The following is a 19,370-nucleotide window of genomic DNA, read 5'->3' on the forward strand; positions in this document are numbered from 1 at the left end:
CCGCGTGCGGTGGATATCACTCAGCGCGCAAAATAGAGTTCGTGCAGGTGTTCTAGCTCGACTTCGGCAGCTGCCTGCGACAGCGCCACTTTGCCGCTTTGCATCAGATAGACGTGATCGGCCACGCCCACGGCGCGCGCCGTGTTCTGCTCGACGAGGATGATGGTGCGCCGGCCGTCGTTCAGGCGCGCGAGGATCTCGAACAGTTCGTTGACCACCAGCGGCGCCAGGCCCAGCGAAGGCTCGTCGATGATCAGCAGCGACGGGTCCGACATCAGCCCGCGCGCCATCGCCAGCATCTGCGCTTCGCCGCCGGACAATGAACCGGCCAGTTGGCGGCGCCTCTCGTGCAAGCGCGGGAACATGGCATAGGCGTCGGCCAGGCGCGCCGGCATGTGGCTGCGGTGCTCTTTCGGGAAGGCGCCCATGATCAGGTTTTCTTCCACGCTCATGTCGCGAAACGTCATGCGCCCCTCGGGGATCATCGTCACGCGCGCATCGCTCATCTTCCAGGTGGGCGTGCCGTTGATGGCCACGCCGTCGAGCGCGATGCTGCCCGCCCCCACGGGCAGCAGCCCCATGATGGCGCGCAGCAGGGTGGTCTTGCCGGCACCGTTCGGGCCGATGATGGTGGTCAGCTTGCCCTTCTGGATGGACAGCGACACATCCCACAGCACATTGATGGCGCCATAGCCGGCGCGCAGATTTTCTATCTCAAGCATGGGCTGCCCCTGTATAACTTTCGATGACGGCCGGATCGCGGAAGACGCAATCCGGCGTGCCGTCGGCGATCAGCTGGCCAAAATTGAGCACGGCCACGCGCTGGCACAGGTTGCTGATGGTCTCGATGTCGTGCTCGATCATGACGATGCCCACGCCAAAGGCGGCGTGCAAGTCCTTCAGCATGCCCATGAAGCGGCGCTTGCCGTTCGTTTCCAGCCCGGCCAGCACTTCATCGAGCAGCAGCAGTTTCGGGTTCGTCGCCAGCGCCTTGGCCACTTCCAGCGCTTTGAGTTCCGTCAGCGCCAGTTCGCTGGCCGCATCGCGCCCGGCCTTGTCAAGCAGGCTCGTAAAATCAAGGATTTCATCGATCTTGCGCATGTCCACCTTGCCGGTGCCGAAGCGCTGCGCCACGATCAGGTTCTCGCGCACCGTCAGTTCATGCATCGGCTGCGGAATCTGGAAGGTGCGGCCCAGTCCCAGGCGCGCGCGCTGGTACATGGGCGTGGCCATGATGTCGCGCCCTTCGAAGCGGATGCCGCCGCTGGTGGGGCGCACCAGGCCGGAAATTGCATTGAACAGCGTGGTCTTGCCGGCGCCATTCGCGCCCACCAGGCCGATCACGTCGTGGCTGCCCACGTTCAAGGTGACGGAATCGACGGCCGTCAGGCCGCCGAAGCGCACGGACACATTATCGAGTTCAAGCATGTGCTTTCTCCTTCGCCTGGAACATGTTTTTCAGCCATTTTTGCAGCAGCGGCAGCAAGCCGTTCGGACTGAAGACGATCATCGCCACCAGCAGCACGCCCAGCACCAACTGGTGGCCGGTGGGGATCAGCGACTTGAAAATCAGCTGGTCGACCAGATAGACCACCACGGCGCCCAGCACGGGGCCGAGTATCGTGCGGTAGCCGCCGAAGATGGCCGCCACGATCGGCAAGGTCACCCACAGACTATTGAAGGCGTAGTCGGGCTCCAGGAAATTGATGTAATGGGCGTTGAAGGCGCCGAACAGGCCCGCCATGAAGGCCGACACGAGCAGCATCGCGCCTTTCAGCAAGGTGCTGTTGACGCCGACGACGCGCGTGGCGTCTTCGCTGTCGTGCATGGCGCGCAGGGCGATGCCGTAATGGCTGGCGCGGATGCGGCTGTAGGCGAAGGCGCACGCCACCACCAGGGTCAGCACCACCAGGTAGGCGCCCGTCTTGCTGGCCAAATCGAAGCCGAAGACGGTGGGCAAGGTGGGGATATTGTTCACGCCACCGGCGCCGCCTGTGACGGCACTCCATTCCGTTGCCAGGATGCGGAAGATGTGGGCGTAGGCGAGGATGGCCAGCGCAAAGTACGGCCCGCGCAGGCGCAGCACGGGCAACATGATGACGGCGGCGATGGCCGCGCCCGCGCCACCGAGCAGCATGGCGGCAAATACGGGCACGCCCAGTTTCACGGTCGTGAGGGCGGAGACATACGCGCCCACGCCGAAGAAGGCCGCATGGCCGAAGCTGACCATGCCGCCCAGATTGCCCAGCAGGGCCCAGGACATGGCCACGCCGCCGATGACCAGGGCCGCCACCACCATGCTCATCACATACTGGTTGCCGCCCAGAGCCAGCGGCACCGCGACATACGCGGCCAGCAGCAAAGCGGCCGTTGAAAGGAAAGTTGAGCGCTTCATCCGCGCCTCCGTTGTGCGCCGAACAAGCCGTTCGGCATGATGAACAGCACCAGCAGGAACAGCACCATGCCGGACAATTCCTGCAGCGCGGAGCTGGCCAGGGTGACGGTCAGCGCTTCGGCCACGCCCAGCAGCACGGCGGCCAGCAGCACGCCGGGGATGGAACCGATGCCGGCCAATACCGTGATGATGAAGGCTTTCACCGTCAGCGCGCCGCCGTAGGCGGGCTGGATCACGCCATAGCTGAACAGGGCGACGCCGGCGAAGGCGGCCAGGATGCCGGCGACGAGAAACGACACCAGTTCCGTGCGGCCCGGGTCGATGCCCATCAGCTTGGCCGCGTCGCGGTTGCTGGAGACGGCGCGCACGGCGCGGCCATACCAGCTGGTGGCGAGCCAGCGCCACAGCGCCGCCATCAGCACCAGGCTGACGCCGAAGAAAATCACTTCGCTGCGCATGCTGAAAAACGGGCCGATTTCGATGCCTTCCTGCAGCCAGCTCGATGAGGTCGAGCGGATGTCCGCCTTCCAGACCAGCAAAATGACATTGGTGAGTATCACGCCGATGCCGTAGGTGAGGATCAGCGAATTGATTTCGCGGTCTTTCTTGATGCGGCTGACGATCAGATACACGCCCACGGACGTCAGGCTGACGATCACCAGCGCGATGGGAATGGCGAACATGGGCCCGAGTCCCAGGCCCGATTCGACGCTGTAGGCGATGTAGGCGGCCAGCAGCACCAGTTCGCCGTGCGCCAGGTTGATCACTTTCATGGTGCCGAAGACCAGCGCCAGTCCCAGTGCGATCAGGGCGTAGGAGCCACCCTGCAGCAAGCCTGAATACAGGGCTTGCAAGATTAATTCTGTCATGTCGTCATCCCGTCAGGCAGCCCTGGCGCCGCGTGTACACAGCGCAGAACTGCCGTTCATCGGTGCGCGCCCGGCAGGCGCGCGCATGTGCAGCGGGAGGCTGCTTACCAGGGCAGGGCTGGATAGGCCAGCTTGCCCGTGGCGTGTTCCTTCGGCCAGACGATCACCACTTTCTTGTCCTGGTGCTGCGCCATGCGGTGCACGAAGTTCAGGTTGTCGCCATTCGCGGCGAACTGCACCCGGCCGATCAGGGTGTCGCGGTCCGTCTTGCGCATCTCGTCGGCCACGCCGCCTTTCTTGAGCGTGCCCTTGTCGGCCGCGCGCGCGATCGCTTCGAACAGCAGCATCGACTGCACGTAGCCGAACTGGCCCAGGTAATCGGGCTCTTTCTTGTACAGCTGCTTGTAGGCGTCGCTGAAGGCCTTGCCGTCGGCCGTCTTGAATTCGGTCGGGAAGGGCAGCAGGGCCGTGCCGAACACATTCGGCATCAGGTCGGGGAAGTCGGCCGCCATTTTCGGCGTGGCCAGCGACCACACGCCCACCATGGCCTTGATCTTCGGTTTCAGCACGCGCGCGGCGCGGATGATGCCCACGTAATCGTTTTCGTAGCCGACCATGGCCACGACTTCCGATTTGTCCTGCAGCTTGATCTTGTTGATGATGGGCTTGAAGTCGGTAATGGCCGGGTCGAACGAATGCGTCGTCACCTTCACGCCCTTGGCCGCCAAGGCTTTTTCCACGTCTTTCGCCAGGCCCGTGGTGGCGTCCTTGGTCGAATACACGATGGAGACGGACTTGGCGCCCACGTCCTGCAGTAGTCCCAGCATGGCTTTTTCGTAGCCTGCCGTGTTATTGATGCGGAAAAAATTCTTGCGCCCGCTCGCTACCAGGCTGTCGTCCACGCCGCCCGAGGTGATGTAGACGAGGCCCAGCTTATTGGCCGTGTCCGAGGCGGGCGAGATATTGTTCGAGCCATAGCCGCCCGTGATGGCCACCACGCCCTGGCTGGCCAGCTTTTCCACGGCGGCGATGGCCTTGGCGGGCGCCGATTCGTCGTCGACGGTGATGATCTTGATGGTGTGCTTGCCGTTGGTCTTGTTGAAGACCTCGGCCGCGACCATGATCCCTTCCTGCATGCCGGCGCCGACCCGCGCCAGGTTGCCCGTCAGCGGGATTTCCGCGCCGACCAGGAATTCGTCGGCGCTGGCCTGCGTCATCCAGGCGCTGGCAACCAGCGCTGCCATGGCGATGCGTGTGTAGGTGCGTTTCATCGTGTCTCCTCCGGTGATGTGGCTTGGTTTTGTTCTCAAGTCTGGTACTACATGGTCAACTTATCGGGCATTCTGCGCCATTTGCCGCAGCTGCCCCTTTAAAATCTTGCCCGTGGCGGCGGCCGGCAGCGCGTCCATGACGATGATGGCGGACGGGCATTTGTACGGCGACAGCGTTTGCGCCAGCCAGGCCTGTAATTGTGCCACGCTGGCGGGCTGGCGCGGGTCCAGCTCCACATAGGCGATGACGTCCTCGTTGCCATCGTCCAGGGTGCGTCCCACCACGGCCGATTGCACCACGCAGGGGTGGGCGTTGAGCGCCGTTTCCACTTCCAACGGATACACATTGAAGCCGGAGCGGATGATCAGTTCCTTGGTGCGCCCGACAACGAACAACGCGCCGTCCGGTTCCTGGCGCGCCATGTCGCCCGTATTGAGCCAGCCGCCTTCGCGCATGGTGGCCTCCGTCATGGCCGCTTCGCGGTAGTAGCCGGCCATGATGTTCGGTCCGCGTATCCATAATTCTCCCGCCGCGCCCGGCGTCACATCCAGGCCGGCCACGTCCACCACGCGTACTTCCACGCCCGGGATCGGCATGCCGACGGAATCGTCGCGGCGCGGCGCTTCCAGGCGCGTCTGGCTGATGGTGGGCGCGCTTTCCGTCATGCCGTAGCCATTGTGCAGCGCGGTGCCCAGCAGCTTTTCCACGTCGCGCTTGAGCGACGGCGCCAGCGGCGAGCCGCCCGCATACGCAAAGCGCAGCCGCGTGGGCAGCGGCGTGTCGGCGCCGCCCAGGGTTTGCAGCAGCTTGGCGTACATGGCGGGCACGCCCTGGACGATGGTCAAGCCGTCGTCCTTCAGGGCCGAGAGCAGGCCATCGACGGAAAAGCGCGGCACCAGGTACAGCGCGGCGCCCGCATACAGGGTCCCCAGGGCCACCGAGGCCAGGCCGTACACGTGCGAAATCGGCAGCACGCCATAGGCGCGGTCGCTGCGCGTCAGGCCGCGCAAGGTGCTGGAGACGGCGGCGATGAACAGCAGGTTGCGGTGCGTCAGCATCACGCCTTTTGATTGGCCCGTGGTGCCCGTCGTGTAGATCAGCGCGGCCACTTGTTCGTTGCCGGGGACCGTGGCTTCCGGAATGGACGCTTCGTTCAATGCTCCCGCCAGCAGCTCGCCCATGCCGTCGACCGTGGCAGTGGTCGCGCCCAGACGCGCGGCATGCGCGGCCGCTTCCGGCGAGGCACCGGCCAGAAACAGCATGCGCCGCGCGGAACTGTGCGCGGCGATGGTGTCGATCTCGCGCGCCGACAGCCGTGCATTGACGTTGACGATCCACGCGTCGATGCTGGCGGCAGCAAAAATCAGCGCCACTTGCAGCGCGCAGTTCTCGCCCACCACCATCAGGCGGTCGCCGGCGCGCACGTCCAGCTGGCGCAACAACTGCGCGGCGCTTTCCACACTGTGCTGCAGCTGCGCGTAGGTCCAGCTGCGGCCCCCTTCATGCAGCGCCGGCGCGTCCGGCGCGCGCGCCGCCCAGTAGGCGGGAATGGCCGACAGGCGCGCCGGCAAGCCGGCCAGCAGGGCGGGGATGTCCATCGCGGTCGCCTTCACTTTTGCGCTGCCTTGATCATGTTGCGGGCGATGACGATCTGCTGGATCTGCGTCGTGCCCTCATAGATGCGGAACAGGCGCACGTCGCGGTAGAAGCGCTCGGCCGCGTATTTGCTGATGTAGCCGGCGCCGCCGTGGATCTGCACGGAGCGGTCGGCCACTCTGCCGCACATTTCGGAGGCGAACAGCTTGCAGCACGACGCTTCCGTCGAAATGTCTTCCTTGTTGTCGCGCCGGCGCGCGCAATCGAGCACCATGCTGCGCGCCGCGTAAATCTCGGCCTTGCTGTCGGCCAGCATGGCCTGGATCAGCTGGAATTCGGCGATGGGCTGGCCGAACTGCTGGCGTTCCATCGCATACGCCAGGGCGTCGCCCAGCATGCGTTCGGCCGCGCCCACGCAGACGGCGGCGATGTGCAGGCGGCCCTTGTCGAGCACCTTCATGGCCGTTTTAAAACCCACGCCTTCCTTGCCGCCGATGATGTTCGCGGCCGGCACGCGGCAGTTTTCAAAGATGACGTCGCAGGTATGCGCGCCTTGCTGGCCCATCTTCCTGTCGATTTTTCCCAGCGAGAGGCCCGGCGTGTCCCTTTCCACGATGAAGGCGGAGATGGCCGAGGCGCCCCGTTTGACGGGGTCCGTGCGCGCCATGACGGTAAAGATGCTCGCTTCGGGCGCGTTGGTGATATAGCGCTTGCTGCCGTTGAGGATATAAAAATCGCCATCGCGCACGGCGCTCGTGCGCAGCGAGGCCGCGTCGGAGCCGGACCCCGCTTCCGTCAGGGCGAACGAGCCGATGATATCGCCGGCCGCCAGCTTGGGCAGATAGTATTGTTTTTGCGCTTCCGTGCCGTCGATGACGATGCCTTGCGAGCCGATGCCGTTGTTCGTGCCGATCAGAGAGCGGAAGGCGGGCGAGGTGCGGGCGATTTCAAACGCGACCCTGACTTCCTCTTCCATGCTCAGTTCCAGGCCGCCGTAGGCTTCCGGGATGGACAGGCCGAACAGGCCCAGTTCGCGCATCTGCGCCACGATGGCGGGCGGTATCGTATCCGTTTCGGCCACCAGCGCCTCGTTCGGCACCAGCACTTCGCGCACGAAACGGGCGATGCTGTCGAGCAGGATGTTCAGGGTTTCTTCGTCGCGTATCATCGGTTTCCTCGGCGCTTTGAGTTGAGCTGTCGTTGAGAGGGGGCGCGCAGTCTAACCGCGGCCCAGGTTTTTTTCCACTGTCTTGACCAGGGCGACCAGTCGCGGTCCCAGGTCGGACTCGAGTTTTTCACGCGACAGCAAAAAGGCGGGGCCACCGCAATTGAAGGCCATCACCTGCTCGCCGTCGGCGCCCAGCATGGGCACGCCCACCGCATGCACGTCGTTCTGCCACTCGCCGGCCGAGATGCAAAAGCCCCGGTCCTGGTAATCCTTGAAGCCTTGCTCGATGCCGGCCTTGATGCGCGGCCAGCGCTCCGTCTCGTGCTCGCGCGCATGGTCCATCAGGTAGTCGCGCTCGGCCTGCGGCAGGATGCACAACAGGGCCTTGCCCATGGCCGTCGTCATCAGGGGAATGCGCGAACCGACATCGAGGCGCAGGGTGACGTTGGCGCTACTGCGGCAGGTTTCCACGTAGACCATGCTGAGGCGATCGCGCGTGCCCAGCGACACGGATGCCTGCGCATGTTCGGCCAGTTCTTCCATCTGCGGACGCGCCATCTTGCGCACGTCGAGGTTCGACAGCATGCGGTAGCCGAGGGCCAGCACGCCGGCGCCCAGCTGGTACTTGCCCAGGCTGTCCGAGTAATTCAGGTAGCCGAGTTTGGTGAGGGTATAGGTGAGGCGCGAAATCGTCGGTTTCGGGATGCCCGTGCGCTTGGCCATGTCCGCGTTCGACAGAAACACTTCGCCGGGGCGGAAGCACCGGAGCACTTCCAGACCGCGCGCCAGCGCGTTGACGAACTGGCGGTCCTTGCCTTCTTCGTCATCGCTGAAGACGATGAGTTCCGGATCGGCTGCGGCCTGAGTATTGCTCATATTTGCCCTCATTTTTTTGACTCCCTGGAAATGAGTTTGCCTAGCCGGATCCCGCATGTCAACCGTTTTATGAAACATGCGTTCGCACAGCGAAATGCTGCGCTGCATGAAAAAAGCGTGAAATTTGACTTGTGCGTGCGCTTTTGGCCTTCTCGCTTGAGCATCGCTATATACATCTGTATATTGCGCTGTTGGGTGACAGCCGCCGCAGACGTGGCCGCTTTTTTGTATTTTTTTGCGTAGCGCTATATAGCGTGATATACAACGATAATGGAAAGAGTCAGACGATGTTGAAACAGGTAATGGCAGGCGCCGTGATGCTGGCGCTGGCACAGCAGGCCGCTGGCAAGGAAGACGCGGATGCGGCGGCGCCGTTCGTGCTGGGCACGGTGACGGTGATCGGCCAGCGCGACCAGCTGGGGCAAGTAGCGCAGTTGGATGGGCAGCAGGTGGGTTCGCAAGTGAGTCGCGCCGAGATGCGCCGCTTTAACCGCGACAACGTGGGTGACGCCCTCAATCTGCTGTCGGGCGTGTCGCTGTCGACCAATGCGCGCAACGAAAAAACCGTCGCCATCCGCGGTTTCGATGCGCGCCAGGTGCCGCTGTATATCGACGGCATTCCCGTCTACGTGCCGTATGACGGCTACGTCGATTTCAACCGCTTCACGACTGGCGACCTGGCCGCCATCCAGGTGGCCAAGGGCTTCAGCTCCGTGGCCTACGGCGCCAATACCCTGGGCGGCGCCATCAACCTGATCTCGCGCAAACCCGCGGCGCGCCTTGAGGGCGATGCCTCGATCGGTTTCGGCTCGGGCAGCGAGCGCCAGGTATCGGCCAACGTGGGCACCAACCAGGGCTTGTGGTATCTGCAGGCGGGCGTGTCGTATATCGACAGCGACGGTTTCCCCATGTCGTCCGACTTCCGCCCGACGGCCACGGAAGACGGCGGCATGCGCAATAATGCCTACCGCAAGGACCATAAGCTGTCGTTCAAGGTGGGCTACACACCCGATGGCGCGCATGCGGGCGACGAGTATGCACTGAGCTACTACAAGCAGCATGGCGAAAAGGGCCAGCCGCCATCGACGAACCCCGTCGGCGCGCGCTACTGGCAGTGGCCGTACTGGAACAAGGAAAGCGTGTATTTCGTCTCGCAGACGCGCCTGGGCCAGCAGGAACGCGTGAAACTGCGGCTGTACCACGACAGCTACGACAATGAAATCACCTCGTTTACCAATGGCAGCTACACGACCCTGAAAACCAGCGGCCAGGGCAGCGTCAGCGGCGGGCGCAGCATCTATAACGACCGCACGAACGGCGGCGCGGTGGAACTCGAATCGTTCCGCCTGGCCGCGCACCGCCTGCGTTTTGTGGCCAGCGTCAAGGCCGACGAACACCAGGAACTCGATGCCAAGGGCGTGCGCACCACCTGGTACAAGGACGCGCTGTGGACCCTGGGCGCGGAAGACAGCATCGCCCTGAACGCCGCGACGGAACTGTCGCTGGGCGCCTCGCGCAATGAGCTGCGCCCGGACACGGTCTACAGCGCCGGCAATGCGTATACCTTGCCCGATAATCAATCGGCCACCGACCTGCAGGCGGGCCTGTTCTACAAGACCGGTCTTGCATCGCGCGTGTACGCCACCGTGGCGCGCAAGTCGCGCCTGCCGACCCTGAAGGACCGCTACTCGCAGCGCCTGGGCACGTATATCGAAAACCCGGCCTTGCGCGCGGAAGAAGCGATGAACTATGAGCTGGGCTATCAAGGCAATGCGCAAGGCCTGGCACTGGAAGCAGCGCTGTTCTACAGCGACGTGAAGGACAAGATCCAGAGCGTGGCCAATGTCTCGGGCGCGCGCGCGCAGATGCGCAACGCGGGCCGGGCGCATATCAGCGGCGTGGAGCTGGGCTTGCGTGGCCGCGTTGGCGCCTGGCTCGATTTCGGCGGCAACTACACGTATACGGACATGAAAAATGTCAGCGACCGCGCCATCCGCCTGACGGACGTGCCGCGCCACAAGCTGACGGCGCACGCCGTGCTGCACGCGGCGCGCCAGGTCGACGTGGTGGCCATCGCTGAATCGAACAGCGGGCGCTGGGTCTCGAACACCCTGAAACTCGGTGGTTTTACGACGCTGAACCTGAAGGCCGTGGTCCGCCCCTTGCCGGCATTGACGCTGGAAGCGGGCGTGGCGAACCTGGGTGACCGCAATTACGCGCTGTCCGACGGCTTCCCCAGCGCCGGGCGCACCTGGCTGGCCAATGCACAGGTCCAGTTCTGATTTTTTGACTGTTTAATGAAAGGACACAGCATGATCAAGAAAATATTCGCTGGCTTTGCTTCGGCCGCGCTGCTGGCGGCGGCACCGGCCGCGTGGTCGGCACCCGCTGCCGCGCGCGACAACATGAGCCACGCGCTGGCCGTGACGGGCATGGTGGAAACGCCGCTGACCCTGAAGGTGGCCGACCTGCGCCAGCTGCCGCCCGCGAATGGCGGAGAGATTGCCGTCACGCGCCATAACGGCGACAAGGCCGAGACCATCACCAGTTATCGTGGAGTGCGCCTGCGCGATGTTCTCGACAAGGCGGTGCTCGACGCACCTGGCCACAACGACGTCAAGAAGCTCGCCATCATCGCCACGGCTACCGATGGCTACGCGGTGGTGTTTTCCTGGGGCGAGCTGTATAACGCGCCGGCCGGCGAGGGCGTGATCGTCTACTACCAAAAAAACGGCAAGGCGCTCGACGACAACGATGGCGAGATTGCCCTCATCTCGGCCAAAGACATTCGCACGGGGCCGCGCCACGTGAAATGGCTGAACGGCATCGAGGTGCGCAAGCTGGTGGAATAATGAAAAGCGCCGCCGTGGAGCCATCCCCGGCGGCCGATTTTCTTATATGGCCAGCGCTTTTCGCATTGCCTGGCCTGCCACGTCAAACAATCCCCGCGCCGCTGGCGTCAGGCCCAGCATGTGTATCGATGCATGGATCATGCCGTCGAGCTGTACGCACTCGGCCGCCACGCCGGCATCGCGCAGCCGCTGCGCATACGTATCCCCCTCGTCATGCAGCGGGTCGAATTCGCACACCAGCACGGTCGCCGGCGGCAAGTCCTTGAGCGACGTTGACCGCAGGGGCGCAGCATAAGGCTGCGCGCCTTCGGCTGGCTCGTTCAGGTACGCCGACCAGCAAAAACGCATCGCTTCGCGCGTCAGCGAATGGCCCTGCGCATAGCGCTGGTAAGAAGCCGTGTCGAAGGCAAAATCGAGCGCCGGGTACAGCAGCAGCTGGTGCGCCAGCGCGGGACCGGCCTGGTCGCGCGCCATCAGTGCCGCTGCCGCCGCCAGGTTGCCGCCCGCGCTGTCGCCGCCCACGGCGAGGCGCTTCACGTCGACGCCCAGCGCCGCCGCATGGTCGGCGACCCAGCACATGGCCCGATAAAAATCGGCTAGCGGCACGGGGAACTTGTGCTCGGGCGCCAGCCGGTAATCGACGGAAAAGATCACGCAGCCGGTGGCGTTGGCCAGTGCGCGGCACGGGTTGTCGTACAGGTCCAGCGAGCACAGACACCAGCCGCCGCCATGCGCGAAGACGATGGCCGGCAAGCGCTGGTCCGTGTCCGCGCCGGCCGGCACGTAGGCGCGCATGGCCAGCGCATGCTCGCCGGGCAGCACGTAGTCCTTGATGGCCGCGACGTCTTCCAGTGGCCCATGCAACTGGCGCAGTCCCGTTTCCGTGGCGGCGCGCAGGTCTGCCAGCGAGGCGGGCGGCGGCGCATCTTTTGTTTCTTCCAGCCAGGCGGCGATCAGCGGATCGAGACTCACGCTGGTTCTCCGGCCAGGAAGGGCAGCAGGTGGGCGATGAACGCTTCCGGCTGTTCTTCCATGATGAAGTGGCCGCATTCGGCGACGATGGCGCCTTGTAAATGATCCGCCTTGCCCTGCATGGTCAGCAGGGGCGCGTCATTCGTCGCGTGGTCGGCGCCGATGGCCAGCACGGGCATGGCCAGGCTGCGCTTGGCCCGTTCCAGATTTTGCTTGATGGTTTCGGGGATGGCGCGGTAGTAGGCGAAGCCCGCGCGCAGGGCGCCCGGCGTGGCGTAGGCGTCCGCATACACGTCGACGGCCACCTTGTCGCGGCGGTACGACCAGCGGTCGAAGATGAAGCGGATGTACTCGCGCTCCTTGCCCGCCGTGAGCATTTCCGGCAAATCGAGCACCTGGTTGAACATGAAGTGCCACAGGAAGATATTGTCGGATGGCGCAACAAAAATCGGCGGCGCCGGTGCCAGGCCGGGAATCACGGCTTCCGTCAGCGCCAGTTTCGTCACGGCCTGCGGGAAATCGCTGGCCAGCGCATAGCCGACCCACATGCCGATGTCGTGGCCCACCACGTCGTACTGCGCGTGGCCCAGCGCCAGCATGGCGCGGTGCAGGGTGGCGGCCACGGTGCCCGTGTCGTAGCCATCGGCCGGGCGGCTTGAATGGCCGCTGCCGGGCGGGTCGATGGCGATCGCCTGGTAACCGTTGGCGGCCAGCGCTGTCATCACATGGCGCCACGCATACCAGGTTTGCGGCCAGCCGGGGATCAGCAGCACGGGTTTGCCTGCGCCGGCAATCACGCAATGCAGGCGCTGGCCGTCGATGCGGACGTAGTCGTGTGTAAAATCGTTCATATGGTTTCCCTAATTAGGTGTGCTGGATGCCCAGCAATTGATGGATCTGCTGCGCGCTGACGGGGGCGCCGGCGAAGTCGTCGAAGATCTTGTCGGTCACGGCAATGATGTGGGCGTTGATGAAGGCCACGCCTTCGCGCGCACCCACTTCCTGGTCCTTCAGGCAGCATTCCCATTCCAGCGTGGCCCAGCCGGCGTAATCGTTTTGCGCCATCTTTGAAAAGATCGCCTTGAAATCGACCTGGCCATCACCCAGCGAACGGAAACGCCCGGCGCGGTTTTCCCACGACTGGTAGCCGCCGTAGATGCCTTGCCGTCCCGTCGGATTGAATTCCGCATCCTTCACATGGAACATGCGGATGTGCTCCTTGTAGATATCGATGAATTCCAGGTAATTGAGCTGCTGCAGCACGAAGTGGCTGGGGTCGAACAGCATCTTGCAGCGCGGGTGGCGGCCCACTCTTTCATAAAACATCTCGAAGCTGATGCCGTCATGCAGGTCTTCGCTGGGGTGGATTTCGTAGCACAGGTTGACGCCCTGTTCCTCGCACACGTCGAGGATGGGCAGCCAGCGGCGCGCCAGTTCGTCGAAGGCCGCCTCAATCAGGCCGGGCGGGCGTTGCGGGAACGGGAACAGGTAGGGCCAGGCGAACGAGCCGGAAAACGTGCCCATGTCGGTCAGGCCCAGGCGTTTCGAGGCCATCGCCGCCAGTTTCACCTGTTCGATGGCCCACGCCGTGCGCGCGGCCGGCTGGCCGTGCAGGTGTGCCGGCGCGAAGCTGTCGCACAGCGCGTCGTAGGCCGGGTGCACGGCCACCAGCTGGCCGAGGATGTGCGTCGTCAGTTCGCTGATGACGAGGCCATGGCCGGCCAGCATGGCGACCAGTTCATCGCAGTATTGCTGGCTGTGCGCGGCCTGCGCCACGTCGAACAGGCGCGCATCCCAGGCGGGAATCTGCAGGGCCTTGAAGCCCATGCCGGCCGCCCACGCGGCGATGGCGGGCAAGGTGTTGAAGGGCGCCGTGTCGGCGGCGAATTGTGCCAGGTGCAGGCTCGGTCCCTGGATGGTTTTCATATCGGCTCCTATTGTTTGTCGATCGACAAAGAATAGGTGAAATTGTTGGCGCGGTCAAGGCGCAGCTGCAAAATAAATGGCGAAGGCGGGTGGCGTGCCAGGCGTTATACTGGCCGCCAGTTCGCAAGCAGAGGATGAAAATGGCAGGAAGACCGAGGGAATTTGACCGCGCGCTGGCGCTGGCAAAGGCGCGCGACGCGTTCTGGACGCGCGGCTATGAAGGCGTGTCGATGGCCGACCTGGTGGCGGCGCTGGGCATCGCCTCGGCGCGCATCTATGCGGCGTTCGGCTCGAAAGAGCAGCTGTTCCGCGAAGCCGTGGAATTGTATGAAACGGGAGAAGGCGCGTTTGCCGTGCATGCGCTGGCCGCCAGCCTGCATGTGCGCGAGGCGGTGGCGCGCATGCTGGAAGAAGCCGTGCTGCTGTACACGCGCAGCGGCCAGCCGCAAGGCTGCATGGTGGTCACGGCCGCGACCAACACGAGCGCGGACAACGCGGGCATCGCCGACTGGCTGGCGCAGCACCGCCGCGCGCGCACGCAAGCGGTCATCGAGCGCCTGCGCGCGGCGCAGCTGGCGGGAGAGTTAAAAGGGGACGCCGACGTGCAGGCGCTGGGCGATTATTATGCGGCGCTGCTGCATGGCCTGTCGGTACAGGCGCGCGACGGCATTCCGGCCGAACGGCTGCTGGCGCTGATTGCGCCAGCCATGGCGCCGCTGGCGCTGGCTTCCCAGGCTACGTTGTAGATAGTCGCAGGTTTATGTCTTGACGTCGATCAGGCTGCCCAAGGCCTGGTCGGCCGCCTTGACGACATTCGCCGACAGGTTGAAACCGGCCTTGTAGACCAGGTTATCCGTCAGTTCGGACGCCAGGCCCACGCCGTTCGGCCGGCTTTCGGCCGCCTTGAGCGCATTTGCATTGGCGCCGCTGACGCTTTCGCTGGCGGCCAGCTTGCGCCCTTCGACGGAGAGCGTGACGCCCGTGCCGGCCGGACTGGACTCCTGGAACGCGGCTTGTTGCGGCTGGAAGCCCGGCGTATTCGCATTGGCGATATTGTTGGCGGCCACATCCAGCGCGCGCTGGTTGGCGGTCAGCCCCGAGGTACCGCTGGTGAGGGCGGAGATGGACATGGCGACTCCTTCAGAATACGCCTAGTTTACTCCCGCCAGCGGGAAAAGTGTGGTGGTGCAAGGCAACAATTTTTCCTGTTGGCTCTTGCCGCAAAAAATAGCTGCATCACGTAATATTTTCATATTGCTCTGTGGCATTTCACTGCCTAGACTGGCAGGGAAGTCGTCCACGGAGTCCGCCATTTTCCATCTGCGTCGCCCCATTTTCCTGGCTTTGCTACTCAGTTTTCCTTGTGCGCCCCTGAAAGCCCAGCTTGTTCCCTCGCAGTTGCCGCTCGATGCGCGCCTGCACGAGCAGGTGATCATGCTGCCGGCCGGCGACGGCTTGCGCGAGGCGCTGGAGACGACGGTGTTCCGTCCCGCCGGCCCCGGTCCGTTTCCCTTGCTGTTGATGAATCACGGCAAGCAGGCCGGCCCGGCCCGGCTGCAGCAGCGCGAGCGCTTCATCTATATGGCCACCGAATTCGTGCGCCGCGGCTATGCGGTGATGCTGCCCATGCGCGCCGGCTTTGCGCGCTCCACGGGCGCCTACCGCGATTTCGGCTGCGACATGCTGGGCAATGCCCAGGGCCAGGCACGCGACATGCTGGCTGCGCTGGCGTATGCGCGCCGCCAGAGCTGGGTCGATCCGCAGCGCATCGTCGTCGCGGGCCAGTCGTATGGCGGCATGGCGGCGCTGGCGCTGGCCACGCGGGTACTGCCCGGCGTGCGCGGCGTGCTCAATTTTTCCGGCGGCCTGCGCGTCGACATGCCCGGCTGCGACTGGCAAGGGGCGCTGGCCAAGACTTTCGCCACCTTCGGCGCCTACAATCACATCCCCAGCCTGTGGCTGTATGGCGCGAACGACTCGTATTTTTCGCCGGCGCTGGCGCAGCGCCTGTTCCGCTCTTTCACTGGTTCCGGCGGGCAGGCGGAACTGGTCGCGTATGGCCCGTTCAAGCGCGATGCCCACCTGACCCTGGGCAGCCGTGACGGCGTTGCCGTGTGGCTGCCCGCCACGGAGCGCTTCCTGCAGAGAATCGGCATGCCGGTGCGCCAGGTCTACCGCGTGGCCGATGCGCCGTCGCCACCCGCCACGCATTTCGCGCCGCAGGACGATATCGCCGCCGTGCCGTATCTGGCAGAGCAGGGCCGCGCCGCCTACCGCGTCTTTCTCGAGAAAACCGCGCCGCGCGCCTTTGCCCTGTCGGCCAGCGGCGCCTGGGGCTGGGCCGAGGAGGGCGAAAGTCCCGATGTGCGCGCACTCGCTTCGTGCCAGCGCCGCAGCAGCCTGCCGTGCCAGTTGTATTCGGTCGATGAAAGCGTGGTTTGGCCAGTCGCCAGCGCCGTCGGCGGTGCGCAATAGGTGCACCGCGCACGATAGTTGTCGCCGAAACGGGGGATGGGCGAATATACTAGGCGAAAAGGGAGGCGTTGCGCTTCCCGTCCGCCCTTATTATCCAGCGAGAATTCATCCTTATGGCGTCATCCCCAGAAAACCTCAGCATGGCCGTGTTTTGCGACTTCGAGAACGTCGCGCTCGGCGTGCGAGATGCAAATTACGAAAAATTCGATATCAAGCCCATCCTCGAACGCTTGCTGCTCAAGGGCAGCATCGTTGTCAAGAAGGCATATTGCGACTGGGACCGTTATAAAAGTTTCAAGGGCACCATGCACGAAGCGAACTTCGAGCTGATCGAAATTCCCCACGTGCGCCAGTCCGGCAAGAATTCGGCCGACATCCGCCTGGTGGTCGACGCACTGGACCTGTGCTACACCAAGGCCCACGTGAACACCTTCGTCATCATCAGCGGCGATTCCGATTTTTCGCCGCTGGTGTCGAAACTGCGCGAAAACGCCAAGCAGGTGATCGGCGTGGGCGTCAAGCAGTCGACCTCCGACCTGCTGGTAGCGAACTGCGACGAATTCATTTTCTACGATGACCTGGTGCGCGAGAGCCGCCGCACGGCCGCCAAGCGCGACGCGCGCGAAAGCCCGGCTGCCGCTGTCAAGCGCTCGCCCGACGAAGAAGTGCGCCGCAAGGAAAAATACGAGTCGCGCAAGACGGAAGCGATCGAGATGGCCGTCGAAACGTTCGACGCGCTGGTGTCCGAACGGGGCGACAGCGGCAAGATCTGGGCGTCGATGCTGAAAGAAGCGATCAAACGCCGCAAGCCGGACTTCAGTGAATCGTATTACGGTTTCCGCACCTTCGGCAACCTGCTGGAAGAAGCGCAGACGCGCGGCTTGCTGGAATTTGGCCGCGACGAGAAATCGGGCGCGTATGTCTACCGTAGCAGCGGCCTGGTGGCCGTACCGGCTGCCGTGAACGCCGATGGCGCCAGCGAGACCATCGCCAGTGGCGAGACCGGCGCGACGGCGGAAGAGGGCAACAGCCGCGAAGGCGGCAGCCGCCGCGATTCGCGCCGCAATGGCCGTGGCGGTCGCAAGCAGAACGAGCAACGCCGTAGTGAAGCGCCACAGGCCTTCGTGCCGGTGGCCGAGGCCGAATCGGACGTCATCGAGCAGTATGCGCCGGCGCCGCAGCCGGAAGTGCTGCACGAGGTGGCCGAAGCGGTGGCCGAGGAAGGCAGCGCCAAGCGCGGTTCGCGCCGCAATGGCCGTGGCGGCCGCAAGAATGGCGATGGCGGGCGTGAAGCGCGCGCCGAAGTTGTCGCCGTCGAGGTGGCGCCGGTGGTGGAAACCATGCCTGAGCCTGTGCCTGAGCCGGTAGTGGAAGCCGTCGTGGAAGCGAAGCCGAAGGCCAAGCCGCGCACGCCGGCACGCAAGACTGCAGCGGCGAAAAAACCGGCCAAGAAGGCGGTTGAGGCGGTAGTCGAAGTCATCGAGCCTGCTCCGGTCGAAGTGGCTCCGGTCGTTGAAGACAAGCCGGCCAAGGCGCCGCGCAAGACACCGGCACGCCGTCCGGCCCGCAAGAAGGCGGAAGAAGCTTGATTGAAACCCCAAAGCAAGAACCGGGGTCGGACCCTCAGGGTCTGAGGTGTCCCGGTTTTAATGGAGAGTCACTCCCTCGCGGTGCGGGGGATTTTTAATCGATGCGTAATGCACCTCAACCTCGATTGGGGTGCGGTATTTCAAGCTTTGATGCAAGCGCATCCGATTGTAATACACCTCGATGTAATCGACGATAGCAGCCTTGGCCTCTTCGCGTGTGGCATACGTCGTATTGTGCGTGATTTCGTTTTTCAGCTGCGAGAAGAAGCTCTCGGCCACGGCGTTATCGTGGCAGTTACCACGCCGGCTCATGCTGGGCCGCAACTGATGCTCCTGCAGCACGCTGCGATAGGCCGCCGATCCGTACACACTGCCCTGATCGGTATGACAGATCAGATTGGCAGGCGGCTTGCGCTGCGCAATGGCCATCCTCAAGGCCGCGATGGGTAGCATGGCAGGCTGCGACGTATCCATCGACCATCCCACCACCCGGCGTGCAAACAGGTCGAGCACGATGGCCAGATGCAGCCATCCTTCACGCGTACGTATCGACGTGATATCGCCCACCCAGGCCGTATTGGGCGCGGCAACATTGAACTTCCGTTGCAACAAATCAGGCGCTGGAGGCTCGGTGTGTTGATGTGTCTGCATGACACGAAAGCGCTGCCGGCGCATCGACGTAATGCCATCGAGCTTGCGCAGGCGTGCCACGCGGTGCTTGCCGCAGATGATTCCCTGCGCATGCAACAGCCGCCAGGTCTTGACCGCGCCCGGCGCACAGCGATGTTCTGCATGGAGGCGCTTGATGTCCTCGCGCAGCGCCAGATCGACAGTGTCATGCAAGCTGGGCAACCGTTTCGCGGCCGCATAATAACTGCTGGGACTGACCTGCAGTACCCGGCACATCGCGGCGAGCCGAAACTCGGCTTGGTGCGCGGTAATGAAAGCGTACTTGTGCTTTAACGCCGCGTTAAGTACGCATCGAGCTTTTTTAAGATGGCGTTCTCCTCCAGCGAAGCCTGCAGTGCACGCTTTAAACGGACATTCTCTTTGGCCAGATCCGTGGTCGAGACAGGCGTTACCACTTTCGGCGCCGGCAGTTCGCCAGCTTGCTTGAGCGCGGCAGCCCACTTGTACAGCTGATTGCGGCGGATGCCCAGTTCCAGCGCCAAGGCGGCCGGGCTGCAGCCAGGTTCCTGCATGCGCTCTACAGCAGTGAGTTTGAACTGCCTGGAGAAAACGGTGCGTTCCCGCCGCACTTGCGTAGCGGGAACAGCGTCTGATACGGCAAGCGATGGCTTCTTGGTCATGATGGATTCCTTTGGATGTCACTATTTTCTCAAATTAGTGACCCTCCATCAAATCCGGGCTAGCTCAGTC

At 63.9% G+C, this 19,370-nt stretch carries 20 protein-coding genes; 5 read left to right on the plus strand and 15 right to left on the minus strand.

Annotated elements, in window-relative coordinates:
• Positions 1-20: 20 nt before the first annotated feature.
• The 8 genes from C8C92_RS11925 to C8C92_RS11960 all read right to left on the minus strand — a co-directional run bounded on the left by C8C92_RS11925 (position 21) and on the right by C8C92_RS11960 (position 8,176).
• Positions 21-722, minus strand: a complete 702-nt coding sequence (locus C8C92_RS11925; protein ID WP_116744033.1) for an ABC transporter ATP-binding protein — start codon at positions 720-722, stop codon at positions 21-23.
• On the minus strand, positions 715-1,428 hold the full coding sequence (locus C8C92_RS11930) for an ABC transporter ATP-binding protein (protein WP_116744034.1): 714 nt from the start codon (positions 1,426-1,428) through the stop codon (positions 715-717). The genes C8C92_RS11925 and C8C92_RS11930 overlap by 8 nt, the downstream gene beginning before the upstream one ends.
• Entirely contained in the window at positions 1,421-2,395 is a 975-nt protein-coding gene (locus C8C92_RS11935; protein WP_116744035.1) for a branched-chain amino acid ABC transporter permease, read from the minus strand. The genes C8C92_RS11930 and C8C92_RS11935 overlap by 8 nt, the downstream gene beginning before the upstream one ends.
• On the minus strand, positions 2,392-3,264 hold the full coding sequence (locus tag C8C92_RS11940) for a branched-chain amino acid ABC transporter permease (RefSeq protein WP_071077978.1): 873 nt from the start codon (positions 3,262-3,264) through the stop codon (positions 2,392-2,394). Before C8C92_RS11940 ends, C8C92_RS11935 begins: the two co-directional genes overlap by 4 nt.
• A 104-nt stretch (positions 3,265-3,368) precedes the next feature.
• A complete protein-coding gene (locus C8C92_RS11945; RefSeq protein WP_116744036.1) occupies positions 3,369-4,535 on the minus strand; it encodes an ABC transporter substrate-binding protein in 1,167 nt (388 codons plus the stop codon).
• Between the two features lie 60 nt (positions 4,536-4,595).
• On the minus strand, positions 4,596-6,134 hold the full coding sequence (locus C8C92_RS11950) for an AMP-binding protein (RefSeq protein ID WP_099759702.1): 1,539 nt from the start codon (positions 6,132-6,134) through the stop codon (positions 4,596-4,598).
• An 11-nt stretch (positions 6,135-6,145) separates the two neighbouring features.
• Entirely contained in the window at positions 6,146-7,300 is a 1,155-nt protein-coding gene (locus tag C8C92_RS11955) for an acyl-CoA dehydrogenase family protein (protein WP_116744037.1), read from the minus strand.
• Between the two features lie 51 nt (positions 7,301-7,351).
• Positions 7,352-8,176: an IclR family transcriptional regulator gene (locus tag C8C92_RS11960; RefSeq protein ID WP_099759700.1), complete on the minus strand. Its 825-nt coding sequence runs from the start codon at positions 8,174-8,176 to the stop codon at positions 7,352-7,354.
• A gap of 287 nt (positions 8,177-8,463) precedes the next feature.
• On the opposite strand from C8C92_RS11960, the gene C8C92_RS11965 reads away from it, so the two are divergent.
• Together C8C92_RS11965 and C8C92_RS11970 are read left to right on the plus strand one after the other, a co-directional pair.
• Entirely contained in the window at positions 8,464-10,458 is a 1,995-nt protein-coding gene (locus C8C92_RS11965) for a TonB-dependent receptor (RefSeq protein WP_116744038.1), read from the plus strand.
• Positions 10,459-10,488: 30 nt separating this feature from the next.
• The gene (locus C8C92_RS11970; RefSeq protein WP_099759698.1) at positions 10,489-11,028 is read left to right on the plus strand and encodes a molybdopterin-dependent oxidoreductase; all 540 of its coding nucleotides are present in this window, start codon (positions 10,489-10,491) and stop codon (positions 11,026-11,028) included.
• 42 nt (positions 11,029-11,070) lie between these two features.
• Here the strand turns inward: C8C92_RS11970 and C8C92_RS11975 are convergent, their stop codons facing one another.
• Genes C8C92_RS11975 through C8C92_RS11985 form a run of 3 tightly spaced genes read right to left on the minus strand, consistent with a single transcriptional unit; the run spans position 11,071 to position 13,926 of the window.
• The gene (locus tag C8C92_RS11975; protein WP_116744039.1) at positions 11,071-12,000 is read right to left on the minus strand and encodes an alpha/beta hydrolase; all 930 of its coding nucleotides are present in this window, start codon (positions 11,998-12,000) and stop codon (positions 11,071-11,073) included.
• Positions 11,997-12,851 carry an alpha/beta hydrolase gene (locus tag C8C92_RS11980; RefSeq protein ID WP_116744040.1) on the minus strand — a complete coding sequence of 285 codons (855 nt, stop codon included), beginning with the start codon at positions 12,849-12,851 and terminating at the stop codon, positions 11,997-11,999. Before C8C92_RS11980 ends, C8C92_RS11975 begins: the two co-directional genes overlap by 4 nt.
• A gap of 13 nt (positions 12,852-12,864) precedes the next feature.
• On the minus strand, positions 12,865-13,926 hold the full coding sequence (locus C8C92_RS11985) for a sugar phosphate isomerase/epimerase (RefSeq protein ID WP_116744041.1): 1,062 nt from the start codon (positions 13,924-13,926) through the stop codon (positions 12,865-12,867).
• A 140-nt stretch (positions 13,927-14,066) separates the two neighbouring features.
• Between C8C92_RS11985 and C8C92_RS11990 the strand changes: the two genes are divergently transcribed.
• Positions 14,067-14,672: a TetR/AcrR family transcriptional regulator gene (locus C8C92_RS11990; RefSeq protein ID WP_099759694.1), complete on the plus strand. Its 606-nt coding sequence runs from the start codon at positions 14,067-14,069 to the stop codon at positions 14,670-14,672.
• Between the two features lie 12 nt (positions 14,673-14,684).
• On the opposite strand, the gene C8C92_RS11995 is transcribed toward C8C92_RS11990, so the two are convergent.
• Together C8C92_RS11995 and C8C92_RS27450 are read right to left on the minus strand one after the other, a co-directional pair.
• Positions 14,685-15,056 carry a flagellar basal body protein gene (locus C8C92_RS11995; protein WP_116744042.1) on the minus strand — a complete coding sequence of 124 codons (372 nt, stop codon included), beginning with the start codon at positions 15,054-15,056 and terminating at the stop codon, positions 14,685-14,687.
• A 21-nt stretch (positions 15,057-15,077) separates the two neighbouring features.
• Positions 15,078-15,227, minus strand: coding sequence for a hypothetical protein (locus C8C92_RS27450; RefSeq protein WP_165829215.1), 150 nt, complete (start codon positions 15,225-15,227; stop codon positions 15,078-15,080).
• A 43-nt stretch (positions 15,228-15,270) separates the two neighbouring features.
• On the opposite strand from C8C92_RS27450, the gene C8C92_RS12000 reads away from it, so the two are divergent.
• Both C8C92_RS12000 and C8C92_RS12005 read left to right on the plus strand, forming a co-directional pair.
• Positions 15,271-16,401, plus strand: a complete 1,131-nt coding sequence (locus C8C92_RS12000; RefSeq protein WP_243420181.1) for a CocE/NonD family hydrolase — start codon at positions 15,271-15,273, stop codon at positions 16,399-16,401.
• Positions 16,402-16,514: 113 nt separating this feature from the next.
• Positions 16,515-17,990, plus strand: coding sequence for an NYN domain-containing protein (locus C8C92_RS12005; RefSeq protein WP_116744043.1), 1,476 nt, complete (start codon positions 16,515-16,517; stop codon positions 17,988-17,990).
• Between the two features lie 57 nt (positions 17,991-18,047).
• Here the strand turns inward: C8C92_RS12005 and C8C92_RS12010 are convergent, their stop codons facing one another.
• The gene (locus C8C92_RS12010) at positions 18,048-18,932 is read right to left on the minus strand and encodes an IS3 family transposase (protein ID WP_243420400.1); all 885 of its coding nucleotides are present in this window, start codon (positions 18,930-18,932) and stop codon (positions 18,048-18,050) included.
• Positions 18,933-18,949: 17 nt separating this feature from the next.
• Positions 18,950-19,300, minus strand: a complete 351-nt coding sequence (locus C8C92_RS12015; RefSeq protein ID WP_099759988.1) for a transposase — start codon at positions 19,298-19,300, stop codon at positions 18,950-18,952.
• Positions 19,301-19,370: the final 70 nt, after the last annotated feature.

It is taken from the genome of Janthinobacterium sp. 78, from assembly GCF_003096775.1.
Classification (GTDB): domain Bacteria; phylum Pseudomonadota; class Gammaproteobacteria; order Burkholderiales; family Burkholderiaceae_D; genus Janthinobacterium; species Janthinobacterium tructae.

Bases quoted from the DNA above. Each gene is read 5' to 3' on its own strand.
- C8C92_RS11925 (WP_116744033.1), bottom strand. From the start codon at position 722: ATGCTTGAGATAGAAAATCTGCGCGCCGGCTATGGCGCCATCAATGTG.
- C8C92_RS11930 (WP_116744034.1), bottom strand. From the start codon at position 1,428: ATGCTTGAACTCGATAATGTGTCCGTGCGCTTCGGCGGCCTGACGGCC.
- C8C92_RS11935 (WP_116744035.1), bottom strand. From the start codon at position 2,395: ATGAAGCGCTCAACTTTCCTTTCAACGGCCGCTTTGCTGCTGGCCGCG.
- C8C92_RS11940 (WP_071077978.1), bottom strand. From the start codon at position 3,264: ATGACAGAATTAATCTTGCAAGCCCTGTATTCAGGCTTGCTGCAGGGT.
- C8C92_RS11945 (WP_116744036.1), bottom strand. From the start codon at position 4,535: ATGAAACGCACCTACACACGCATCGCCATGGCAGCGCTGGTTGCCAGC.
- C8C92_RS11950 (WP_099759702.1), bottom strand. From the start codon at position 6,134: ATGGACATCCCCGCCCTGCTGGCCGGCTTGCCGGCGCGCCTGTCGGCC.
- C8C92_RS11955 (WP_116744037.1), bottom strand. From the start codon at position 7,300: ATGATACGCGACGAAGAAACCCTGAACATCCTGCTCGACAGCATCGCC.
- C8C92_RS11960 (WP_099759700.1), bottom strand. From the start codon at position 8,176: ATGAGCAATACTCAGGCCGCAGCCGATCCGGAACTCATCGTCTTCAGC.
- C8C92_RS11965 (WP_116744038.1), top strand. From the start codon at position 8,464: ATGTTGAAACAGGTAATGGCAGGCGCCGTGATGCTGGCGCTGGCACAG.
- C8C92_RS11970 (WP_099759698.1), top strand. From the start codon at position 10,489: ATGATCAAGAAAATATTCGCTGGCTTTGCTTCGGCCGCGCTGCTGGCG.
- C8C92_RS11980 (WP_116744040.1), bottom strand. From the start codon at position 12,851: ATGAACGATTTTACACACGACTACGTCCGCATCGACGGCCAGCGCCTG.
- C8C92_RS11985 (WP_116744041.1), bottom strand. From the start codon at position 13,926: ATGAAAACCATCCAGGGACCGAGCCTGCACCTGGCACAATTCGCCGCC.
- C8C92_RS11990 (WP_099759694.1), top strand. From the start codon at position 14,067: ATGGCAGGAAGACCGAGGGAATTTGACCGCGCGCTGGCGCTGGCAAAG.
- C8C92_RS11995 (WP_116744042.1), bottom strand. From the start codon at position 15,056: ATGTCCATCTCCGCCCTCACCAGCGGTACCTCGGGGCTGACCGCCAAC.
- C8C92_RS12005 (WP_116744043.1), top strand. From the start codon at position 16,515: ATGGCGTCATCCCCAGAAAACCTCAGCATGGCCGTGTTTTGCGACTTC.
- C8C92_RS12015 (WP_099759988.1), bottom strand. From the start codon at position 19,300: ATGACCAAGAAGCCATCGCTTGCCGTATCAGACGCTGTTCCCGCTACG.